The organism is Enterobacter sp. 342 (assembly GCF_036663495.1).
Classification (GTDB): domain Bacteria; phylum Pseudomonadota; class Gammaproteobacteria; order Enterobacterales; family Enterobacteriaceae; genus Enterobacter.
In genome coordinates, this window is sequence record NZ_JAWUEI010000020.1 from 21,744 (window position 1) to 41,072 (window position 19,329).

Here is a 19,329-nt window from a genome sequence, read left to right on the forward strand (position 1 = left end):
GGCCTATAAAATATGTACCTTATGCCAGACAGAGCGTAGCGCGATGTTTGGCTGATTCGATGCCCAGCTCAATCAGCTCCATAATCTGAATGGCCTGGCTTGCCGGAACCGGATTTTCCCCCGTTCCGTTCAGCGCATCGCGGATAGCCGCATAATAAGCCGGGTAGTTACCCGGAATAGTCAGCAAGGTTTCCTCCACCAGCTCCTCACCTTCAACCCGCGTCACGACACCGTCTCGCATATCATAGCCCCAGTCTTCCTGTGGCAAACGCTCCCCGTTTTTTAAGCGATCTTCCTGCGGGTCGAGACCGAACTTCACATAACTCCCGCGTGTACCGTGAATGATATAACGCGCGGATTCTGCAGCCGCCACCATCGTCCCGTGCAGCACAATTCGACGCTGTGGGTAACTCAAAACCGCGTGGAAATAATCCGTTGTCTGCGCTCCGGGTCTGAGTTGCGCCAGATCGACCGTCATACTCACCGGCAGGCCAAACAGATTCACGGCCTGATCCAGAAGATGCGGGGCCAGATCGTACCAGATGCCGCTACCCGGACCGGCTTGCTCGCGCCAGCGGTTTCGGACCTGCGGGCGAAAACGGTCAAAATGCGATTCAAAAAAGAGGATCTCCCCTAACGTACCTTCGCTGAGAAGTCTTTTTACAGTCAGAAAATCGCTGTCCCATCGGCGGTTATGGAACACCGAAAGTAGCCTGCCCAGGCTCTTTGCCAGCGCCTCCAGCTCGCGCGCTTGTGACAACGTCACGGTAAAGGGTTTATCAACAACCACATGCTTACCCGCTTCCAGCGCCGCCTTTGCCAGCGGAAAGTGCGTGTCGTTTGGCGTGGGGATAATAATTAAATCAATATTCGGATCGTTGAAAAGATGTTTAGGTTCAGAGACAACCGGCACGGAAGGCCAGTCGGCATGGACTTTAGTTGCATCACTACTGGATACGGCAGCCAGCGCCATTCCGGGCGTCCCGGCGATCAGAGGCGCATGAAACGTTTTTCCCGCATATCCATAACCAATAAGCCCGACGCGGATATTATCACTCATAGTGTCATCCTCTTTTATGGCGTTCTTATTTCACACTGGCTAGCCTGGCATTACCACAGATTAATAATGTGCCATATGACTTAAAATAGCAGGTTGTACGGGTTGTTTTTGTTACATAGTATTAACCACCTGATTTTGCTTAAGGGAACCGTTCCCAAAGCACTTGCCGCCGGGGAAACGCCGCTGTAACATCTGCTCCCTGTATTTATGGATAAATTACAACTACGAATCATGACGTCAATTATTAATCGAATCATTGAATTAGCGGGATGGATTGTCCTTGGGGTTTCGGTCATTTTGCTGGGTGTTGCCAGCCATATCGATAACTACCAGCCGCCGGAGCCTGTCACAGTCGCCCAACCTAAGTAACCGGTTACTGCAATAAAGAGTGACATAATATGTCAGTTACGTATTGCCAGCCCTGGTGAACACGGTTAACCTTCTCTTCCAGGCATCATCTGATGCCTGAAACTTTCAGAAAAGAAAACTCCTAATTTCGTCGCGTTACCTGAGTGGGCTGTTTACGTCTTTATTAATCCGTTTATTATTCGAACGAATTACCTTAACTGGTATTACTCACTTTTATATGGAAACTTATTAATATGACAGTTCAGGACTATTTATTAAAATTTCGCAAGATCAATTCGCTTGAGAGCCTGGAAAAACTGTTTGACCATCTGAACTACACACTGTCGGATAATCAGGAAATCATCAACATGTATCGTGCCGCTGACCATCGCCGTGCGGAACTGGTATCCGGTGGCCGTTTGTTCAACGTGGGTGAAGTGCCTAAGTCTGTCTGGCGTTACGTTTTATAAGAAAGTAGCCATCAGCGCGAAATGTTATATACTCTCCGCCCTGCAAACTGGCTGTACAACATTTCGCGCAGATTATGGGAGAGTTTATGACCGCAACGCCTGGAGACCGCATTGGAGGCTGGTTAATCGCCCCACTGGCATGGCTGCTGGTTGCCTTATTAAGCGCATCACTCGCGCTGCTGCTTTATACCACCGCACTGATTACTCCGCATGCCATCCAGACGCTGATGTCGCAAAGTGTGCTTAATATTGCGATGTGGTTTGTATCGTTCGTTTTCGCGATAGGGATGTGGTACTACACGCTGTGGCTGACCATCGCTTTCTTTAAGCGCCGTAAAAGTGTGCCTAAGCATTACATTATCTGGCTGCTGATTTCGGTTCTGCTGGCGGTAAAAGCTTTTGCTTTTTCGCCGGTTTCTGACGCACTGGCCGTCCGCCAGTTACTTTTCCCTTTACTGGCCGCTGCGCTGCTGGTGCCCTATTTCAAGCGTTCGACGCGGGTGAAAAACACCTTCGTGAACCCGTAATAACCTTACAGATAACCTGTTGTCGCCTGCGTTGGTTTATCCGATAATAGGCGGCTTTTTTATTTCAGGCTAAATAATGACCGATTACTTACTGCTCTTTGTCGGCACAGTGCTGGTTAACAACTTCGTCCTGGTGAAGTTCCTTGGTCTGTGTCCGTTTATGGGCGTTTCCAAAAAACTGGAAACTGCGATGGGCATGGGGCTGGCGACCACCTTTGTCATGACGCTGGCGTCTATTTGCGCGTGGTTGATTGATACCTGGATCCTTATCCCGTTGGGGTTAACCTATCTCCGTACGCTGGCCTTTATTCTGGTTATTGCCGTGGTTGTGCAATTTACCGAAATGGTGGTGCGCAAAACCAGCCCGGCTCTTTATCGTCTGCTGGGTATTTTCCTGCCGTTGATCACCACCAACTGCGCCGTGCTCGGCGTAGCGCTGCTGAACATCAACCTTGGCCATAACTTTATGCAATCGGCACTGTATGGTTTTTCTGCGGCCGTCGGTTTCTCTCTGGTGATGGTGCTGTTCGCCTCTATTCGTGAGCGCCTCGCCGCAGCGGACATCCCTGCGCCGTTTCGCGGTAATGCGATTGCGCTGGTGACCGCAGGTTTAATGTCTCTGGCCTTTATGGGCTTTAGTGGTCTGGTGAAGTTGTAATGAATGCTATCTGGATTGCCATCGCCTCTATCAGCGTCCTGGGACTGGTGTTTGGCCTTATCCTGGGTTACGCCTCCCGCCGTTTCGCGGTAGAGGACGATCCTGTTGTTGAAAAAATTGATGAGCTTCTTCCACAAAGCCAGTGTGGACAGTGTGGCTATCCCGGTTGCCGCCCCTATGCCGAAGCTGTAGGGATTCAGGGTGAAAAAATTAACCGCTGTGCGCCGGGTGGTGAAGCGGTAATGCTGAAAATTGCGGCTCTACTGAACGTTGACCCGCAGCCCATTGATGGCGATGCAGACGTCCAGGAGCCAGTGCGCGCCCTTGCTGTGATCGACGAAGCGAACTGCATTGGCTGCACCAAATGTATTCAGGCCTGCCCTGTAGATGCCATCGTTGGCGCGACTCGCGCCATGCACACCGTCGTCGCGGATCTGTGCACTGGCTGCAACCTCTGCGTGGCGCCCTGCCCGACGCAATGTATTGAACTGCGCCCGGTTGAAACGACTACCGAAAGCTGGAAGTGGGATCTTCAAACCATTCCGGTTCGCAACATTCCTGTGGAACAACATGCTTAAGTTATTTTCTGCTTTCAGAAAAGAGAAGATTTGGGACTTTGACGGCGGTATTCATCCGCCGGAGATGAAAACCCAGTCCAACGGCACCCCACTGCGTCAAATTCCGCTGGCGACGCGTTACATCATGCCTCTCAAGCAGCATATTGGCGCGGAGGGCGAGCTGTGTGTGAAAGAAGGTGATACGGTTCTTCGCGGTCAGCCGCTGACTTTTGGCCGGGGACGAATGCTGCCTGTACACGCGCCAACGTCCGGCAAAGTGATGGCAATCGCTCCACATACAGTGGCTCACCCGTCAGCACTTTCAGAACTGAGCGTCATTATTGAAGCCGACGGTGAAGATCGCTGGATCGAGCGTGACGGCTGGAGCGACTACCGCAACCGGAGTCGCGATGAGCTCATCGAGCGTATTCATCAGTTCGGTGTTGCCGGACTGGGCGGCGCAGGCTTCCCTACCGGTGTCAAACTGCGTGGCGGTGGCGATAAAATTCAGACGCTGATTATCAACGCTGCTGAATGCGAGCCTTATATCACCGCAGACGATCGTCTGATGCAGGATTGCGCCGCCCAGGTGGTGGAAGGTATTCGCATCCTCGCGCACATTCTGCAGCCGAAAGAAGTACTGATTGGTATTGAAGACAATAAACCACAGGCCATTTCAATGCTGCGCGCCGTGCTGGCCGGTAGCCATGATATCGCCCTGCGCGTCATTCCGACCAAGTACCCTTCTGGTGGCGCAAAACAGCTGACACAGATCCTTACCGGTAAACAAGTGCCGCATGGTGGACGCTCCTCAGATATCGGTGTGCTGATGCAAAACGTCGGGACCGCGTACGCAGTGAAGCGCGCAGTGATTGACGGCGAGCCGTTGACCGAGCGCGTGGTTACGCTGACCGGAGAGTCTGTCTCGCGACCGGGGAACGTCTGGGCGCGACTGGGGACACCGGTTCGTCACCTGCTGGAACAGGCTGAATTTTGCCCTGGCAGCGACCAGATGGTGATCATGGGCGGCCCACTGATGGGCTTTACCCTGCCGTGGCTGGATGTCCCGGTGGTCAAAATCACTAACTGCCTGCTTGCGCCTTCCCCAACCGAAATGGGCGAAGAGCAGGAGGAGAAAGGTTGTATCCGTTGCAGTGCCTGTGCCGACGCTTGCCCGGCGGACCTGCTTCCGCAGCAGTTGTACTGGTACAGCAAAGGCCAACTGCACGACAAAGCACAAGCCCATAATCTGGCTGACTGTATTGAATGCGGAGCCTGTGCCTGGGTTTGCCCAAGTAACATTCCACTGGTGCAGTATTTCCGCCAGGAGAAGGCTGAAATTTATGCCATCTCAATGGAAGAAAAACGTGCAGCCGAAGCGAAAGCCCGCTTTGAAGCGCGCCAGGCTCGACTGGAGCGCGAAAAAGCGGCTCGTCAGGAGCGCCATAAGCAGGCTGCTGTTCAGCCAGGCGAGAAAGATCAGGATGCTATTAACGCTGCACTGGCGCGAGTTCGCGAGAAAAAAGCGACGGCAGCCCAAACCGTGGTGATCCCGGCGGGTGAGAAACCGGATAATAGCGAAGCAATTGCCGCCCGCGAAGCTCGTAAAACAGCGGCTCGCGCCCGTCAGGCGGAAAAAGCGCAAACAGCTCAGGCGGATGTCGAGGTTGATCCACGTAAAGCCGCCGTTGAAGCAGCAATTGCCCGTGCCAAGGCCCGTAAAGCCGGAGAGCAAAACGTGGTGGTCGAGAAAGAGGCTGTGGATCCACGCAAAGCTGCCGTCGAAGCGGCAATAGCCCGTGCCAAAGCCCGTAAGACAGCACAACAGACGCAAACTACCGAACCCGAAACGCCGGTCGACCCGCGCAAAGCCGCCGTTGAAGCAGCAATAGCCCGCGCAAAAGCCCGTAAAGCGGCGCAGCAGGAAGAACAACCGCAGGCCGCAAATGACGACCCGCGTAAAGCTGCCGTCGCCGCTGCCATCGCGCGCGTCCAGGCGAAGAAAGCCGCACAGCAAGCAGTTAACGAGGATTAAATGGTTTTCAGAATCGCAAGTTCCCCTTACACCCACAACCAGCGCCAGACATCGCGCATTATGATGCTGGTCTGCCTGGCCGCGCTGCCAGGCATAGCCGTTCAGTGCTGGTTTTTCGGCTGGGGAACCCTGTTCCAGATAGTCCTGGGTTGTGCCAGCGCCTTAGCCGCTGAAGCCCTGGTACTTAAACTGCGCAAGATGGCAGTTTCCCGCATTCTTGCCGACAACTCCGCGCTACTGACCGGCCTGCTGCTGGCCATCAGTATTCCACCGTTTGCCCCATGGTGGATGGTGGTACTCGGTACTGTCTTCGCAGTGATAATTGCCAAACAACTGTATGGTGGGCTCGGTCATAACCCGTTTAACCCGGCAATGATCGGCTACGTGGTGCTGCTGATCTCCTTCCCGGTTCAGATGACAAGCTGGTTGCCACCGCATGACATTGCAGCAACGGTTCCGGGCTTTATGGATGCCTTGCACGTGATCTTTACCGGCCATACCGCACTCGGCGCTGATATGAACTCACTGCGTATGGGCGTGGATGGTATCAGCCAGGCGACGCCTCTCGATACGTTTAAAACATCCCTGCACGCTGGTCATAGCGTTGAGCAGATTATGAAATCAGCTATTTACAGTGGCGTACTGGCAGGCGCAGGCTGGCAGTGGGTTAACCAGGCGTATCTGCTGGGCGGTCTGTTCCTGCTGCAACAAAAAGCCATTCGCTGGCATATCCCGGTGAGCTTCCTCGTGACGTTGGCGGTTTGTGCCACGCTTGGCTGGGCATTCTCCCCTGAGTCAATGGCCAGCCCGCAGTTGCATTTGCTCTCCGGCGCGACCATGTTAGGTGCATTCTTTATCCTGACGGATCCGGTTACTGCGTCAACGACCAACCGTGGCCGCCTGATCTTCGGTGCGCTGGCTGGGTTGCTGGTATGGTTGATCCGCAGCTTTGGTGGCTACCCGGATGGTGTGGCATTTGCCGTCTTGCTCGCCAACATCACAGTTCCGCTCATCGACTATTACACGCGTCCGCGCGTGTACGGGCATCGTTAAGGGTTTCGCCATGTTAAAAACTATGCAAAAACACGGTGTTACGCTGGCTGTCTTCGCCGCGATCCTGACTGGTCTGACGGCACTGGTGAATTCATTGACCAAGACGACCATCGAAGAACAGGCTTCGAAGCAGCAAAAAGCGCTGTTCGATCAGGTGATCCCGTCTGATTTCTACGATAATGACCTGCAGCAAAGCTGTGTCATCGTCCAGGCACCGCAGTTAGGCAAAGGCGCACATCGCGTCTTTATCGCCCGTAAAGGGGATAAACCGGTGGGCGCGGTGATGGAAGCGACAGCGCCCGATGGCTATTCCGGCGCCATTCAACTGCTCGTTGGCAGCGATTTCTCCGGTACGATACTGGGCACCCGCGTGACGCAGCATCATGAAACGCCGGGTCTTGGCGATAAAATTGAAACCCGTCTGAGCGACTGGATTTTGCATTTTGCCGGTAAAGTAATTCATGGCGAAGGAGATACTGCCTTTGCGGTGAAGAAAGATGGCGGCGAGTTCGACCAGTTCACTGGGGCGACCATCACCCCACGCGCCGTGGTGAACGCCGTAAAACGAGCCGGGCTGTATGCTGAAACGCTGCCCGCGCAAATCAACAATCTTCCGGCCTGTGAGGAGTAATCATGAGCCAGGTTAAAGAGGTTATTGTCCAGGGGTTGTGGAAGAACAACTCCGCGTTGGTACAGCTTCTGGGAATGTGTCCATTGCTGGCGGTCACCTCCACCGCCACCAACGCGCTTGGTCTGGGTCTGGCGACCACACTGGTACTGACCCTGACCAACCTCTCCATCTCAGCCCTGCGCCGCTGGACACCGTCGGAAATCCGTATTCCGATTTACGTCATGATCATTGCCTCGGTCGTGAGTATCGTCCAGATGCTGATTAACGCTTACGCATTCGGTCTGTATCAGTCGCTGGGCATCTTTATTCCGCTTATCGTCACCAACTGTATCGTGGTTGGACGCGCGGAAGCCTTCGCGGTGAAAAACAGTCCGGCCATGTCGGCGCTGGATGGTTTTTCGATTGGTATGGGTGCCACGGGAGCCATGTTTGTATTGGGCTCAATGCGTGAGATCCTCGGCAACGGTACGCTGTTTGACGGTGCAGACGCGCTGCTGGGTGGTTGGGCTAAAGTGCTGCGTATTGAAGTCTTCCACACCGATACGCCGTTTCTGCTGGCCATGCTACCGCCAGGCGCATTCATTGGCCTCGGCATGATGCTGGCGATAAAATACCTGATTGATGAGAAACGTAAGCGCCGCGCGGCAGAGCGCAGCGTCCAGGAAGGGATACCCGAGAAGGCCTCATGAATAAAGAAAAGCGCATTGCGATCCTGACTCGTCTGCGGGACGAGAACCCACACCCGACGACAGAGTTGAACTTTAACTCCCCGTTTGAGCTGCTGATCGCCGTGCTGCTCTCTGCACAAGCTACCGATGTAAGCGTCAATAAAGCCACCGCCCTGCTCTATCCTGTTGCCAATACGCCGAAGGCCATGCTGGAACTGGGCGTGGAAGGCGTGAAGTCTTATATCAAAACCATCGGCCTGTTTAACAGCAAAGCTGAGAACGTGATTAAGACCTGCCGGATCCTACTGGAACAGCACGGTGGCGAAGTGCCGGAAGATCGCGCGGCGCTCGAGGCGTTACCCGGTGTAGGCCGAAAAACCGCGAACGTTGTGCTAAATACGGCATTTGGCTGGCCGACTATCGCTGTCGACACGCATATTTTCCGCGTATCTAACCGCACCAATTTCGCACCCGGCAAAAATGTCGAGCAGGTTGAAGAGAAACTGCTCAAGGTGGTTCCTGCCGAATTTAAGGTTGATTGCCACCACTGGCTGATTCTGCACGGGCGTTATACCTGCATTGCCCGTAAGCCTCGCTGCGGCTCCTGCATTATTGAAGATCTCTGCGAATACAAAGAAAAAGTGTATCCCTGATCAGCTAATCCCCTTACTAAAAGAAGGGCTCCTAAGTGCCCTTCTTTTGGCCGTTATTTGTCCGCCTTTTACTTACCCTGCCTTGTCACTTGTTCGGCTGTTTAACGCTCAAACAGGTTAATACTTTTTTTATAGTCAAAAATTTCTATACATCTGTGATCGCGATCACCCTGATAACTTCATGTTGATTTTTTGTTGTCAAAATCAGCCTAAACCCTTTATCTGACAAGACACACTCCTCCCTCCGCCGTAGATAAGACCAGCTATTTTTCAGAATATGGGCTATATCACTGCAACAAGCGGTAGATAGCAGAATATATCGCCAAAAGTCCATCACGGCGGGTCATTGCCAGTCGAAAAAACTACCTTTACTCATCGTATGAAATTTAACTCTGAATAACATTTATATAAACCGATGATTATACCACTCAAGATATATGTAACAGATTATTACAAACGTATTGCCAGATGGAGCAGGATAGTGAACATTACCCGCCGTTTCTCCTCCCAAAATAACTATAAGGCGTATGGACTACGGCCATCACGCTATGAACACCCCCGTTAATATGGGATGTAAAAAAAGAGGTATATGTGTCTACTGCAAACAATAAACCAACAGATGAAAGCGTAAGTCTTAACGCTTTTAAACAACCAAAAGCGTTCTATCTCATATTCTCTATCGAGTTATGGGAGCGTTTTGGTTATTACGGCCTGCAAGGGATCATGGCGGTTTACCTGGTAAAACAGCTGGGTATGTCCGAAGCCGATTCCATCACGCTGTTCTCCTCCTTCAGTGCTCTGGTGTACGGTCTGGTCGCAATCGGCGGCTGGCTGGGTGATAAAGTTCTCGGTACTAAACGCGTCATCATGCTGGGCGCCATTGTGCTGGCAATCGGTTATGCGCTGGTTGCATGGTCAGGTCATGATGCTGCTGTCGTGTATATGGGCATGGCGACCATCGCCGTTGGTAACGGGCTGTTCAAAGCCAACCCGTCTTCCCTGCTCTCTACCTGTTACAGCAAAGATGACCCGCGTCTGGACGGTGCATTCACCATGTACTACATGTCCGTGAACATCGGTTCCTTCTTCTCCATGCTGGCAACACCGTGGCTGGCCGCTAAATTCGGCTGGAGCGTGGCGTTCTCCCTGTCTGTGGTCGGTATGCTGATCACCGTTGTCAACTTTGCCTTCTGCAAACGCTGGGTTAAAAACTACGGTTCAAAACCTGACTTCGAACCCGTACATGTGGGCAAGCTGCTGGCGACCATTGTAGGTGTTGTGATCCTCGCAGGAATCGCTACCTGGCTGTTGCACAACCAGGGTATCGCGCGTGCTGTTCTGGGTGTGGTTGCACTGGGTATCGTGATTATCTTCGCGAAAGAAGCCTTCGCCATGCAGGGTGCTGCGCGTCGTAAGATGATTGTGGCGTTCATTCTGATGCTGGAAGCGATTATCTTCTTCGTACTGTACAGTCAGATGCCAACCTCTCTGAACTTCTTCGCTATTCGTAACGTTGAGCACTCCATTCTGGGTATCGCATTCGAACCGGAGCAGTATCAGGCCCTGAACCCATTCTGGATTATGATTGGTAGCCCAATTCTGGCCGCAATCTATAACAAGATGGGTGACCGTCTGCCAATGCCGCACAAGTTTGCTATCGGCATGGTGCTGTGTTCTGGCGCTTTCCTGGTGCTGCCACTGGGTACTAAATTCGCGACTGATGCAGGTATCGTTTCCGTTAACTGGCTGATCCTGAGCTATGCTCTGCAGTCTATCGGTGAACTGATGATCTCCGGTCTGGGTCTGGCGATGGTTGCACAGCTGGTACCACAGCGTCTGATGGGCTTCATTATGGGTAGCTGGTTCCTGACCACTGCCGGCGCAGCAATCATTGCAGGTAAGATTGCAAACCTGATGGCCGTTCCGGATAACGTCACTGACCCACTGGTCTCTCTGAACGTCTACGGTACTGTATTCATGCAGATTGGTGTTGCTACAGCAGTCATCGCTGCTCTGATGCTGCTGACGGCACCGAAACTGAATCGTATGACTCAGGACGACGACAAGACCGCTAAAGCGACTAAAACCGCTACCGCGTAATATCATTGAGAAACGACATAACAGAAGCCGCTAATGCATTAGCGGCTTTTTTTTTACCCGTTCGCGCACTAACATAGCTGAAACCTCAGCAAAAAGGAGTTACCGATGAAACTGTTCTACAAACCGGGTGCGTGCTCTCTTGCTTCCCATATCACCCTGCGCGAGAGCGGCAAAGATTTCACGCTGGATGGCGTTGACCTGATGAAAAAGCGCCTGGAAAATGGCGATGACTTTTTTGCCATTAACCCGAAGGGACAAGTTCCGGCACTGCTGCTGGATGACGGTACTCTGCTGACCGAGGGCGTGGCGATTATGCAGTTCCTGGCAGACAGTGTGCCCGATCGCCAGTTACTGGCACCGGTAAGCACGGTTTCTCGCTACAAAACACTGGAATGGTTGAACTATATTGCGACCGAGCTGCACAAAGGCTTTACGCCGCTGTTCCGTCCCGATACACCAGAAGAGTACAAACCCACCCTGCGTGCTCTTCTTGAGAAAAAGCTGCAATACGTTAACGAATCGCTGAAAGACGAACAGTGGATTTGTGGTTCGCGTTTCACCATTGCCGATGCGTACCTGTTTACCGTACTGCGCTGGGCGCGCGCGGTTAAACTGAACCTGGAAGGGTTAGACCATATCGCATCGTATATGACACGCATGGCAGAACGTCCTGCGGTAGCTGCAGCGCTGAAAGCGGAAGGGTTGAACTAACCGAGCGGCCTGTGTTGCCGGGTGGCGCTGACGCTTACCCGGCCTACAAATTCCGCAGGCCCGTGCAAGCGTCAGCGCCGCCAGGCGGTGTTTAAAGCTGAGTGGCGCTAAAATAGTGCTCCGGTTTCGCGATACGATCCTGTGCCGCAACCACCTGTAATTCATACTCCTGCATTTCTTTCGTCGCAATCATGATTTCGTACACCGCCGCCGTGACATGCTCCAGGGCATCTCGCAACGTTGCACCCTGCAGCAATTTCACCAACAGCAGACCGCTGGTCACATCCCCAACCCCTACCGGCTGACGCGGGCCAAAATCCACCAGCGGACGGCTGATATGCCAGGCATCATCTTTCGTCACCAGCAGCATCTCAAAACGGTCCTTGCTAAGCCCTGCGCGCGCGAGATGTTTCACCAGCACAATTTCTGGCCCCTGGGCTATCAGCTCGCGAGACGCGCTTACCGCCTCTTCTACGCTGTTAACGGGATGCTCACAAAGGATCTCCAGTTCGACCAGATTTGGCGCAATGATATCGCTGGCGGGCAGTGCATGGCGGACATGAAACTCTGCGACACCTGGTGCCACGATGCAGCCTTTCTCCGGATGTCCCATAACAGGGTCACAGAAGAATTTTGCCGACGGATTTGATGCTTTCACCTGACGTACGATGCCGAGGATATGCTCCCCCTGCTCCGCTGAGCCGAGATAACCGCTCAGTACGGCGTCACAACGTTTGAGCTGACCGATATCGGCAATACCTTGCACAACTTCCGTGAGGTGTGAAGGCGGCATTACGCAGCCGGTCCATTGGCCGTATTGCGTGTGGTTGGAGAACTGTACGGTGTTGAGGGGCCAGACGTTGGCACCGAGGCGGCGCATTGGAAATTCCGCGGCGCTATTGCCAGCATGTCCGAAAACAACGTGGGACTGAATGGCGAGGATGTTCTTCATTTTTTCTTACCAAACCCTGTAAAAACAAAAGGGGCGTGGTTTCCCACGCCCCCTGGCTACTTTTAATTATTTCCAGCAGACCAGACAGTAATTTTTCTTGCCGCGACGCAGCAGCGTGTAGCGACCATACAGACGATCACTGTCAGTGAAGGTGTATTCCGGGTCGGACTGCTTCTCGCCATTGATGGTGATAGCGTTGGACGCGATAGTTTTACGCGCCTGACCACGGGAAGGCTGCAGCTCAGAGTCCACCAGCGCCTGCATCAGGTCAGCCCCTTTTTCCATCTCAACCATTGGCACGCCGTCCTGCGCCAGCTGTTCGAAGTCCGCTTCGCTCAGATCGCTCAGGGTACCGTTGAACAGGCTTGCCGTAATACGTTTTGCCGCGGCCAGACCTTCTTCACCGTGAACCAGTTTGGTCACTTCGTCAGCCAGCACGTACTGCGCACGTGGTGCCTTACCGCTGTTTTTGTCCTCTTCTTCCAGCGCATTGATTTCTTCAATGTCCATAAAGGTGAAGAACTTCAGGAAGCGGTAAACATCGGCATCCGCCGTGTTGATCCAGAACTGGTAGAATTTGTACGGGCTGGTTTTCTTCGGATCAAGCCATACCGCGCCACCTTCGGTTTTACCGAATTTGGTCCCGTCGGCTTTAGTGATCAACGGAACAGTCAGACCAAAGACCTGGTTCTGGTGCAGACGACGGGTCAGGTCAATACCGGAGGTGATGTTACCCCACTGGTCAGAACCGCCAATCTGCAGGGAAACGCCGTGCAGTTTGTTCAGGCAGGCAAAGTCATACCCCTGCAGCAGGTTGTAAGAGAACTCGGTAAAGGAGATACCCTGATCGTCACGGTTCAGACGCTGCTTCACGGCTTCTTTGTTAATCATCTGGTTAACAGAGAAGTGCTTGCCGATGTCACGCAAGAAGGTCAGCACGTTCATGCTACCAAACCAGTCATAGTTGTTCGCGGCAATGGCGGAGTTATCACCACAGTTGAAGTCAAGGAACGGCGCAACCTGTTTGCGGATCTTATCCACCCACTCCTGCACGGTATCTTCGGTATTCAGTTTACGCTCAGCGGCTTTAAAGCTTGGGTCACCAATCAGACCTGTCGCACCGCCAACCAGGGCTACAGGTTTATGGCCCGCCATCTGGAAGCGTTTCAGGCATAACAATGGAACAAGATGCCCCAAATGCAAGCTGTCAGCGGTGGGATCGAAGCCGCAATAGAGCGCGATCGGGCCTTGCGCCAGTCGCTCTGCTAACGCTTCCTCGTCCGTCACCTGGGCCACAAGGCCCCGCTCTTGCAATTGTTTAATCAAGTTACTGCTTGCCATCAAATTCTCCATGTATAAACGACTGCACCTTTGCCGGTACACGACTTTTCGCCTGATGCGAAAGGACCATAGAATAAAGCGCAAGCGCGGTGTGCGCTAGCGCTTAAATCAACAAATTTCGGGGATTACGGTGCCAGTCTGTCGATTTTCCAGCCGCCATTGTCGCGCTGGTATAAAAAGCGATCGTGCAGGCGATGTTCGCCCCCCTGCCAGAACTCCATCTGCTCAATCGGAATACGGAAACCACCCCAGAAACTTGGCAGGGGGATTTCCCCCTGCTGGAACTTCTGTTTCAGCTCCAGGAATTTACTTTCCAGCACACCGCGAGCGGAAATTCGGCTCGACTGTTTTGAGACCCAGGCGCCAATCTGGCTGTCGCGCGGGCGACTGTGGAAATACTTCACCACTTCCAGCGTCGAGAGTCGTTCCGCTTTGCCTGTCACCATGACCTGACGCTCCAGCATATGCCACGGGAACAACAGGCTGATACGCGGATTGTTTTCCAGATGGTGTGCTTTGCGACTGCCCAGGTTGGTGTAGAACACTAAACCTTTCTCGTCATAATGCTTGAGTAATACGATACGCTGATACGGCTGACCGCTTTCATCGACCGTCGCGACAACCATCGCCGTTGGATCGGCAAGTTTCGCTTCGCAAGCCTGTTTCAGCCAGCGTTCAAAAAGCTCGAGGGGTTCAGCGGGAAGGTCCTGGCGACGCAGGCCACCTTTGGTGTATTCACGGCGCAGATGCGCGATTTGCTGCAGTTCGTCGTTATCTGACATGGCGTTAGCTGACATTGAGATTGGGTGGCGCTATTGTGCGCCGCCCCTGTAAAAATCTCAACGCTTCGGATTTTCGAGCTGACAATTGTTCAGCACGATACGGTCACGTTTGTAGACTGTGGCGCTGTCCCCTTTCGACCAGAAGACATAGATACCATCGGTATAACGTGCACCGGAGGCCGAGATGCCTTGCTTCAGGGTCAGCAATTTATTGTCGTACACAAAACTGGCTTCCTGGCGCGGGTTATTCAGCTTAACGGTCAGCGGCTTTTCATCGCAACGATACTCCAGCGTATCGGTCTGCATACGCTCAACGAGCTGGTTATAGACGCTGCATCCTGACAGCAACAAAGGCGCTACAATAAGAAGTAGTTTTTTCATGGGCGTATTCCGACGACTTTCCTGGTCCTGGAGGGCATGACTGCCCTCCTGTTTTTATTCCATTCTAACGGCAATACGCGACGCTGAATTTCAGTTAACTCTGATTATGACGAGGGTTGGCCGGGAAAATGGCACCAAGGACGCTCGCCTCGCGCGCACCGGTTACCGACGGTAAATTCCCAGGCAGCCCGGCAATCGTGCGCCAGGCAAGCCAGGCAAAGGCCAGCGCTTCCATATCATCCCCACTGATGCCAGCCTCATCTGTTGTCGTGACTTCTGTCCCCGGCAGTAGCCCGGCAAGACGCGCCATCACCAGCGGATTTCGGCTTCCCCCCCCACACACCAGCAGACGTTCGCATCCGCCACTGAGAAGCACCTGTTCAGATATCGACACGGCCGTTAATTCGGCAAGTGTTGCCTGGACATCCTGCGGTGCGAGTGCCGGGAATTGCGCCAGCTGACGCTCAAGCCAGCCATAGTTGAAATACTCGCGTCCCGTGCTTTTAGGTGCCGGAAGGGCAAAATAAGGGTCGCTTAACATGGACTGCAACAGCGGAATAATCACTTTACCCGCACTCGCCCACTCCGCGTTTTTATCATACGGCTGACCGCACTGACGCCAGATCCAGGCATCCATTAACATATTGCCCGGGCCGGTATCGTAGCCACGTACGGGCTGTCCCGGGATGAGCATCGACAGATTGGCAATACCACCAATATTGAGCACCATACGGCGTTCAGAAGGGTGCGCCAGTAAAGCCTGATGGAAAGCGGGCACCAGCGGTGCGCCCTGTCCTCCAAGCGCAATATCGCGACGACGAAAATCGCCCACCACCGTTACACCGGTCTTTGCCACAATCTGGTTGTTATCACCAATTTGCAAGGTATGCGGTGCTTGGCCACCTGGCTCATGCCAGACAGTTTGTCCGTGACACCCGATGGCAACCACATCCTGCGGACGAAGATGTTCTTTGTGCATTAACGCCTGTACCGCATCAGCAAACAGCGATCCCAGACGTACATCGAGCTGCCCTAGCTGGGAAAGGGTGAGTTGCTGCCCCTGACAGATACTCAGAATATCCTCTTTCAGCGAAATGGGGATTGGCCAGGTCAGGCTCGCCTGCTGCGCCACCATGTTTTCGTCAATAGCGGCCAGAACGACATCTACCCCATCCAGACTGGTGCCTGACATCACACCAATGTAGCGACCCGATTTCATGCGCTTTCCTTACGTTGCGTGGGCTAAGAGTATCCACTCAACCATAAACAGCGCTGCTTTGCTATCCGGCGATAATATTTTTTAACAATGTCAGACGGGTAACACGTGCGAAGACTGTTTATGTCTCGTTAAGTCAAATTCAAGTACAATTTTCCTATTGTTAGTGCAAAGATATGAACTATGGCCCCTTATGCCATATAATTTAGCCATAACGGATGCCCTCAATTGGGCGTTTTTGGTGAACAGGAGATTCAAATGATTTTACGTGTACTGGGCGTTTCGCTGATTGGTTTAACCCTGGCTGGCTGTGTGAATGACAGTTCACTTTCTGGCGACGTTTACAGCGCTTCTGAAGCGAAACAGGTTCAGAATGTGACTTACGGTACTGTTGTTAATGCCCGTCCTGTACAAATTCAGGGTGGTGATGAAAACAACGTGATGGGCGCAATCGGCGGTGCCGTGCTGGGTGGTTTCCTGGGTAATACCGTCGGCGGTGGTACAGGCCGTTCACTGGCGACCGCAGCAGGAGCCGTTGCTGGTGGTGTAGCAGGCCAGGGCGTTCAGGGTGCGATGAACAAAAGCCAGGGCGTAGAACTGGAAATTCGTAAAGATGATGGCAGCACCATTATGGTTGTTCAGAAACAAGGTAGCACCCATTTCTCAGCAGGCCAGCGCGTTGTTCTGGCGAGCAACGGAAGCCAGGTTACCGTGTCTCCTCGTTAATTCTTTTTTGGATGTGGTCATCCGACCACATCCATTTACAAAAACATAGATTTAATAAATACTTTCACACAAATATTCACTTAACTTATTATTAATGAGTCTTGATATTGTTCCTGCGCAAAGTATTTATCACACTCATTAGTTAAACTCATCACAATTATCTTTTGGTTGCTTATTATAAATTTGTTAAAAACTTATATGCTTGTGATGAATCATTATGTGAAGAATCGTTATTTCTTGTTCTGTGTCGGCTGCGTGGTCGTCATTGCGCTATTACAGGGCTTATTTTTAGAGCTTGTCGAACGGGTTCCCACGTTTTCACCTCTCTTATTCCCTACACTCACCATATTTTTACTGGTTTTCCATCTTTTTATTGCCTGTTTTATGACAATGAAATACTGGTGTGACCGAAAAAGGTTGTATCTGGTTGCGATTGCCTTAGCCTTCGCTGGCTCGGCTATGCTGATGGTCGGTACGCTATCCAGCTTCCCTGCATGGTTAGATCTCTATCAGTTCAACGCCGTTAATTATAATGATGCCATGATCTTCTTTATGTTCCGTCATCTTTTAATGGCGGTTCTGATAATCCTTTCAGCCCTACTTTATACCATCAGGGACTACCCCCTTTCACGTGCAGTACATATTTCCATCGTTACCAGTGCGTTTATCTTTACTGTCACTATGGTGGCCCTGGCCTGGTCCTGTTCCAGCCATTCATCACTGTTATTACTGGATCTTGTCGATAATGAAACCCGGCAATTTATGGTTCTCTGGAGCCAGGCCATTAATATTCTTCTCATTGTTCTTTGGATAGTGACGTTAGCAACACTAATGTTTATTACCCGCGTACGAAATCTTTTCTGGGTTGGCGGTAATTTTTTATGCGTCTGTTATATTGTGACGCTGACAATGCTTCTGGCTGGCGGACACGCCGAAGATATCGCCTGGTATCGTGCCCGTTTATTTGAGACGGTTGCTACGCTACTTATTATTTTTGTTCTGCTCTATGATGTTTTCAGGTTGTATCGCGACTCACACTTAAAATATCAGCAGTCCTATCAGAACTCGATCCGCGATCCACTCACTCGCCTTTATAACCGTAGTTATTTCTATGAATCATTAAATCAGGCCCTGAGTATCGCCAAAGCCAGTCGACCTGTTTCTGTTATCGTCAGCGACCTCGACCGCTTTAAGCGCATCAACGACAACTATGGGCATCTCCAGGGAGACAAAGTGTTGCAGTTCGTCGCTCATCTGCTGATGGATTCCGTGCGCCCACAAGATATTGCGGCCCGTATCGGTGGCGAAGAGTTTGTTCTGATGCTGGCTAACACCTCTTCAGAGGAGGCTTACAAGGTGGCTGAACGCATACGACTCAATCTGAGCGGCTTTGATAAGGCCAGCAGCGAGGGGCAGTTACCGGAACCGATCACTATCAGCATGGGAGTATTTACGGCAACCTCATCAGGGATTACCGCAGAAGAGTGCGTGGAAAGTGCCGATAAGGCAATGTACGAAGCAAAAGAGACCGGCCGTAACCGCGTAGTTATCTTTAAATGAAAAAGGCCTTGCTGTCGCAAGGCCCTGTGTAGTGTCAGTCGCGTGCCTGCAACTCATGGATGTTTTGTTCCAGGCGTCCAATAAGACTGATGAGCATTTCAAGCTCCGCCGGAGAAACACCTGAGAGGATTTCACCCCGCGTTTTGGTAATCACGGCTTCCATTTCAGTGATGATGGGAGTCGCTTTCTCTGTGAGTTTAATCCGCTTTGCGCGACGATCGCTGGCGCAGGTTTGTCTGGAGATAAGTCCCTTCTCTTCCAGTTGGTCAAGCGTACGCACCAGTGACGGCTGCTCAATACCTATCGCTTTTGCCAGTTGAATTTGCGACTGTTCAGGCGGTAGCTGATGAATGTTATGCAGCGTAACCCAATGTGTCTGTGTCAATTCCAGAGGTTTCAGGCGATGGTCAATCAGAGCACGCCAGACGCGTACCAACCTTGCCAGATCAGAACCTAATGGCGATTCCAATTTCATCTCCTTATAATTAGCTTGCTAAGTTATTATACTGATTTTAGAATAGTGTGCAGCATTTATATTGCCAAAACAAATGCAATACTGCATTCATGGAACTTAAAAGTATGACTTACACTGAATTGTGATGCCTCATCATACTAAGACAAGCCATTGTGACATTCTGTTCACTGCAAAGGATTTCTACCTGTGACGTTTTTTCATCACTCAGAGGGGTTGCCCCTTCAGGACTTGATCTTCGGTGCATCAGTCTACTTTCCGCCTCTGTTTAAAGCCGTACTGGTAGGTTTTATTCTCTGGCTCATCGCACATCGTCTGCTTCGCGACTGGATGTATTCCGGCGAAATCTGGCATCCCATGTTGATGGATCTCTCCCTGTTTGCCCTCTCCGTGTGTCTGGGCCTTGCTGTCCTGGTGGTGTGGTGAAT

At 52.1% G+C, this 19,329-nt stretch carries 22 protein-coding genes; 15 read left to right on the forward strand and 7 right to left on the reverse strand.

Annotation, left to right across the window (positions count from 1 at the left end; genetic code table 11):
- Window positions 1-19 precede the first annotated feature (19 nt).
- Window positions 20-1,060, reverse strand: coding sequence for an oxidoreductase (locus V6E55_RS16150; protein WP_114979473.1), 1,041 nt, complete (start codon window positions 1,058-1,060; stop codon window positions 20-22).
- Window positions 1,061-1,303: 243 nt separating this feature from the next.
- Here V6E55_RS16150 and blr point away from each other — a divergent pair, with 243 nt between their 5' ends.
- From blr to gstA, 12 genes are all read left to right on the forward strand, one after another.
- Window positions 1,304-1,429, forward strand: a complete 126-nt coding sequence (blr, locus tag V6E55_RS16155; RefSeq protein WP_168112406.1) for a division septum protein Blr — start codon at window positions 1,304-1,306, stop codon at window positions 1,427-1,429.
- Window positions 1,430-1,662: 233 nt separating this feature from the next.
- Window positions 1,663-1,878, forward strand: coding sequence for a transcription modulator YdgT (ydgT, locus tag V6E55_RS16160; RefSeq protein WP_006174966.1), 216 nt, complete (start codon window positions 1,663-1,665; stop codon window positions 1,876-1,878).
- An 86-nt stretch (window positions 1,879-1,964) separates the two neighbouring features.
- The gene (locus V6E55_RS16165; RefSeq protein ID WP_029740310.1) at window positions 1,965-2,405 is read left to right on the forward strand and encodes a DUF2569 domain-containing protein; all 441 of its coding nucleotides are present in this window, start codon (window positions 1,965-1,967) and stop codon (window positions 2,403-2,405) included.
- A gap of 76 nt (window positions 2,406-2,481) precedes the next feature.
- A complete protein-coding gene (rsxA, locus tag V6E55_RS16170; protein WP_114979472.1) occupies window positions 2,482-3,063 on the forward strand; it encodes an electron transport complex subunit RsxA in 582 nt (193 codons plus the stop codon).
- Window positions 3,063-3,641, forward strand: a complete 579-nt coding sequence (rsxB, locus tag V6E55_RS16175) for an electron transport complex subunit RsxB (RefSeq protein ID WP_028017313.1) — start codon at window positions 3,063-3,065, stop codon at window positions 3,639-3,641. Before rsxA ends, rsxB begins: the two co-directional genes overlap by 1 nt.
- Entirely contained in the window at window positions 3,634-5,655 is a 2,022-nt protein-coding gene (rsxC, locus tag V6E55_RS16180; protein WP_316943368.1) for an electron transport complex subunit RsxC, read from the forward strand. The genes rsxB and rsxC overlap by 8 nt, the downstream gene beginning before the upstream one ends.
- The gene (gene rsxD, locus V6E55_RS16185) at window positions 5,656-6,708 is read left to right on the forward strand and encodes an electron transport complex subunit RsxD (protein WP_316943369.1); all 1,053 of its coding nucleotides are present in this window, start codon (window positions 5,656-5,658) and stop codon (window positions 6,706-6,708) included. It begins immediately after the preceding gene.
- Window positions 6,709-6,718: 10 nt separating this feature from the next.
- The gene (gene rsxG / locus V6E55_RS16190) at window positions 6,719-7,339 is read left to right on the forward strand and encodes an electron transport complex subunit RsxG (protein WP_129995987.1); all 621 of its coding nucleotides are present in this window, start codon (window positions 6,719-6,721) and stop codon (window positions 7,337-7,339) included.
- Between the two features lie 2 nt (window positions 7,340-7,341).
- Window positions 7,342-8,028, forward strand: coding sequence for an electron transport complex subunit E (locus V6E55_RS16195; protein ID WP_114979467.1), 687 nt, complete (start codon window positions 7,342-7,344; stop codon window positions 8,026-8,028).
- Window positions 8,025-8,660: an endonuclease III gene (nth, locus tag V6E55_RS16200; RefSeq protein WP_049006313.1), complete on the forward strand. Its 636-nt coding sequence runs from the start codon at window positions 8,025-8,027 to the stop codon at window positions 8,658-8,660. The genes V6E55_RS16195 and nth overlap by 4 nt, the downstream gene beginning before the upstream one ends.
- Before the next feature lie 591 nt (window positions 8,661-9,251).
- The gene (dtpA, locus tag V6E55_RS16205; RefSeq protein WP_114979465.1) at window positions 9,252-10,760 is read left to right on the forward strand and encodes a dipeptide/tripeptide permease DtpA; all 1,509 of its coding nucleotides are present in this window, start codon (window positions 9,252-9,254) and stop codon (window positions 10,758-10,760) included.
- Between the two features lie 105 nt (window positions 10,761-10,865).
- Window positions 10,866-11,471: a glutathione transferase GstA gene (gene gstA / locus V6E55_RS16210; protein ID WP_236920943.1), complete on the forward strand. Its 606-nt coding sequence runs from the start codon at window positions 10,866-10,868 to the stop codon at window positions 11,469-11,471.
- A gap of 91 nt (window positions 11,472-11,562) precedes the next feature.
- Here the strand turns inward: gstA and pdxY are convergent, their stop codons facing one another.
- The 5 genes from pdxY to anmK all read right to left on the reverse strand — a co-directional run bounded on the left by pdxY (window position 11,563) and on the right by anmK (window position 16,146).
- Window positions 11,563-12,423, reverse strand: coding sequence for a pyridoxal kinase PdxY (pdxY, locus tag V6E55_RS16215; RefSeq protein WP_316943370.1), 861 nt, complete (start codon window positions 12,421-12,423; stop codon window positions 11,563-11,565).
- Between the two features lie 66 nt (window positions 12,424-12,489).
- Window positions 12,490-13,764 (reverse strand): tyrosine--tRNA ligase, encoded by a 1,275-nt coding sequence (gene tyrS, locus V6E55_RS16220; protein WP_114979463.1) that lies wholly within the window; start codon window positions 13,762-13,764, stop codon window positions 12,490-12,492.
- 125 nt (window positions 13,765-13,889) lie between these two features.
- Complete coding sequence (gene pdxH / locus V6E55_RS16225; RefSeq protein ID WP_114979496.1) at window positions 13,890-14,546, reverse strand: pyridoxamine 5'-phosphate oxidase; 657 nt, start codon at window positions 14,544-14,546, stop codon at window positions 13,890-13,892.
- Window positions 14,547-14,603: 57 nt separating this feature from the next.
- Complete coding sequence (mliC, locus tag V6E55_RS16230; RefSeq protein ID WP_028017302.1) at window positions 14,604-14,927, reverse strand: C-type lysozyme inhibitor; 324 nt, start codon at window positions 14,925-14,927, stop codon at window positions 14,604-14,606.
- A gap of 94 nt (window positions 14,928-15,021) precedes the next feature.
- Window positions 15,022-16,146 (reverse strand): anhydro-N-acetylmuramic acid kinase, encoded by a 1,125-nt coding sequence (gene anmK / locus V6E55_RS16235; protein WP_316943372.1) that lies wholly within the window; start codon window positions 16,144-16,146, stop codon window positions 15,022-15,024.
- A gap of 255 nt (window positions 16,147-16,401) precedes the next feature.
- On the opposite strand from anmK, the gene slyB reads away from it, so the two are divergent.
- Both slyB and V6E55_RS16245 read left to right on the forward strand, forming a co-directional pair.
- Entirely contained in the window at window positions 16,402-16,869 is a 468-nt protein-coding gene (gene slyB / locus V6E55_RS16240) for an outer membrane lipoprotein SlyB (RefSeq protein WP_114979461.1), read from the forward strand.
- A gap of 198 nt (window positions 16,870-17,067) precedes the next feature.
- The gene (locus V6E55_RS16245; protein ID WP_316943373.1) at window positions 17,068-18,429 is read left to right on the forward strand and encodes a GGDEF domain-containing protein; all 1,362 of its coding nucleotides are present in this window, start codon (window positions 17,068-17,070) and stop codon (window positions 18,427-18,429) included.
- A 34-nt stretch (window positions 18,430-18,463) separates the two neighbouring features.
- Here the strand turns inward: V6E55_RS16245 and slyA are convergent, their stop codons facing one another.
- Window positions 18,464-18,904, reverse strand: a complete 441-nt coding sequence (slyA, locus tag V6E55_RS16250) for a transcriptional regulator SlyA (protein WP_114979459.1) — start codon at window positions 18,902-18,904, stop codon at window positions 18,464-18,466.
- Between the two features lie 186 nt (window positions 18,905-19,090).
- Here slyA and V6E55_RS16255 point away from each other — a divergent pair, with 186 nt between their 5' ends.
- Window positions 19,091-19,327 carry a DUF1656 domain-containing protein gene (locus V6E55_RS16255; RefSeq protein ID WP_114979458.1) on the forward strand — a complete coding sequence of 79 codons (237 nt, stop codon included), beginning with the start codon at window positions 19,091-19,093 and terminating at the stop codon, window positions 19,325-19,327.
- Window positions 19,328-19,329: the final 2 nt, after the last annotated feature.

Bases quoted from the DNA above. Each gene is read 5' to 3' on its own strand.
- V6E55_RS16245 (WP_316943373.1), top strand. From the start codon at position 17,068: ATGCTTGTGATGAATCATTATGTGAAGAATCGTTATTTCTTGTTCTGT.
- pdxH (WP_114979496.1), bottom strand. From the start codon at position 14,546: ATGTCAGATAACGACGAACTGCAGCAAATCGCGCATCTGCGCCGTGAA.
- rsxD (WP_316943369.1), top strand. From the start codon at position 5,656: ATGGTTTTCAGAATCGCAAGTTCCCCTTACACCCACAACCAGCGCCAG.
- rsxG (WP_129995987.1), top strand. From the start codon at position 6,719: ATGTTAAAAACTATGCAAAAACACGGTGTTACGCTGGCTGTCTTCGCC.
- rsxB (WP_028017313.1), top strand. From the start codon at position 3,063: ATGAATGCTATCTGGATTGCCATCGCCTCTATCAGCGTCCTGGGACTG.
- pdxY (WP_316943370.1), bottom strand. From the start codon at position 12,423: ATGAAGAACATCCTCGCCATTCAGTCCCACGTTGTTTTCGGACATGCT.
- nth (WP_049006313.1), top strand. From the start codon at position 8,025: ATGAATAAAGAAAAGCGCATTGCGATCCTGACTCGTCTGCGGGACGAG.
- anmK (WP_316943372.1), bottom strand. From the start codon at position 16,146: ATGAAATCGGGTCGCTACATTGGTGTGATGTCAGGCACCAGTCTGGAT.
- V6E55_RS16150 (WP_114979473.1), bottom strand. From the start codon at position 1,060: ATGAGTGATAATATCCGCGTCGGGCTTATTGGTTATGGATATGCGGGA.
- gstA (WP_236920943.1), top strand. From the start codon at position 10,866: ATGAAACTGTTCTACAAACCGGGTGCGTGCTCTCTTGCTTCCCATATC.
- V6E55_RS16195 (WP_114979467.1), top strand. From the start codon at position 7,342: ATGAGCCAGGTTAAAGAGGTTATTGTCCAGGGGTTGTGGAAGAACAAC.
- tyrS (WP_114979463.1), bottom strand. From the start codon at position 13,764: ATGGCAAGCAGTAACTTGATTAAACAATTGCAAGAGCGGGGCCTTGTG.
- rsxC (WP_316943368.1), top strand. From the start codon at position 3,634: ATGCTTAAGTTATTTTCTGCTTTCAGAAAAGAGAAGATTTGGGACTTT.
- ydgT (WP_006174966.1), top strand. From the start codon at position 1,663: ATGACAGTTCAGGACTATTTATTAAAATTTCGCAAGATCAATTCGCTT.
- V6E55_RS16165 (WP_029740310.1), top strand. From the start codon at position 1,965: ATGACCGCAACGCCTGGAGACCGCATTGGAGGCTGGTTAATCGCCCCA.
- mliC (WP_028017302.1), bottom strand. From the start codon at position 14,927: ATGAAAAAACTACTTCTTATTGTAGCGCCTTTGTTGCTGTCAGGATGC.
- rsxA (WP_114979472.1), top strand. From the start codon at position 2,482: ATGACCGATTACTTACTGCTCTTTGTCGGCACAGTGCTGGTTAACAAC.
- slyA (WP_114979459.1), bottom strand. From the start codon at position 18,904: ATGAAATTGGAATCGCCATTAGGTTCTGATCTGGCAAGGTTGGTACGC.
- slyB (WP_114979461.1), top strand. From the start codon at position 16,402: ATGATTTTACGTGTACTGGGCGTTTCGCTGATTGGTTTAACCCTGGCT.